Consider the following 1,734-nt stretch of genomic DNA (forward strand, 5'->3'; position numbering starts at 1 on the left):
ACAAACACCCGTTGAACATCTTCACCTGGTTCAAAAAGGCGGAGTCAAGCTCTACCTGAGAGACAAGGAAGGCCTTGAAAACCTGGTGGATTACCGGGGGGAAGGGGCCAGCGTCGGCCAATTGGCCCTGGTCAAAGGCAGCAAGGCCAACCTCAATGTCGAAACCGTCGAGGACACGTTTTTCTTTCTTGTCCCGGGGCATCTCTTTCTGGAATTGCTCAACACTAGGCCACGGTTTGCCCAGTACTACCTGAAAAACTTTTCTGAGAGCTATCTTTCCCAGGCCTTCAGCGAAATCCGCCAGCGCAAGGTGGCCCTGCAGGCCGACAGCGGACTCTTTCTGTTCACCACCCCCATCGGGGATATCGTCCGCCGGGCCCCGGTGACCATCGAGGCTTCCCAAACCATCCAGCAGGCAGCCGTGATCATGGCCCGGGAAGGTGTCGGGTCGTTGCTGGTCGAGCGCCAGGGCCAAGCCTGCGTGGGCATCGTCACCGACAAGGATTTTCGCTACAAGGTCGTATCCCAGGATCTGGACCATCAGGCCCCGGTCTCGACCATCATGGCCTCGCCGGTCCTGACCATCGATTCCCAGGCCGTCTGCTTCGACGCCCTCCTCAAGATGATGCGTCACCAGATTCACCATCTGGTCGTGGAGCGGCAGGGCGCGGCCATGGGCATGATCACCTCCCATGACATCATGGTCCTCCAAGGCCGATCGCCCTTCTCCCTGTTCAAGGAAATCATGGCCGAAGCCACCTACGAGGGCCTCTACGGCCTTTCTCGAAAGATTCCCATGGTCGTCCGAACCCTTATCGAAGAAGGGGCCAAGGCCGGGAACATCACCCGAATGATCGCCGTACTGAATGATCAGATTCTGGAACGCCTCCTGACGCTCCTCCCCAAGGACCTGGGTCCGCCTCCCCTGCCCTTCTGCTGGCTTCTCATGGGCAGCGAGGGCCGGCGCGAACAGACCTTTCGCACCGACCAGGACAATGCCCTCCTATACCAGGATCCTCCGGATCCTGCCACGGCGGTTAAGGCCGAGGACTATTTCCGGCGCTTCAGCCAGACGGCCATCGAACACCTGGTCGGATGCGGATTTCCCCGCTGTCTCGGGGACATCATGGCCTCCAACCCCAAATGGTGCCGGCCCTATTCCGTATGGCAGAGATATTTCGACAACTGGATTCTCCGGCCCGAGCCCAGGGAGGTTCTACACGCCACCATCTTCTTCGATTTTCGACCCGGATTCGGCTACCACGAACTCGGCACAAAGCTGCGGGAACACCTGACCGAGACTGCCCGCCGTCAGGACATCTTTTTGCGGCTGCTGGCCCAGGACTGCCTGACCACCAGACCGCCTCTCTCCTTCTTCAAAAATTTCATCGTCGAGAAGGACGGTGAGCACAAGAACACCCTGGACATCAAGGGCCGCGGCCTCGTGCCCTTTGTCGATTTCGCCCGGCTCATGAGCCTCAAGCACGGCATCCGGGAGTCCAACACCCTGGCCCGGTACGAACTGCTGGAAAAGGCCGGGCATATCTCTCCGGAACTCTACGCCGACATCTGCGACGCCTACGAATTTCTCATGCAGATTCGATTGGTTCACCAGCTCAGGCAGATGGAACGCGGCGACGAACCCGACAATCGCATCAATCCCGGGCGGCTTTCGGAACTGGAAAAACGGACCCTCAAGGACGCCTTTTCGGTCATCGGCAACATCCAGGCCTT

At 59.1% G+C, this 1,734-nt stretch carries 1 protein-coding gene; it reads left to right on the forward strand.

What is annotated here, in order from left to right; genetic code table 11:
- Positions 1 to 1,734: cyclic nucleotide-binding/CBS domain-containing protein (locus EOM25_14590; GenBank protein NCC26404.1), on the forward strand; the 1,734-nt coding region annotated here is incomplete at both ends.

This window comes from Deltaproteobacteria bacterium, assembly GCA_009929795.1.
In the GTDB taxonomy this organism is placed as follows: Bacteria; Desulfobacterota; Desulfovibrionia; order Desulfovibrionales; family Desulfomicrobiaceae; genus RZZR01.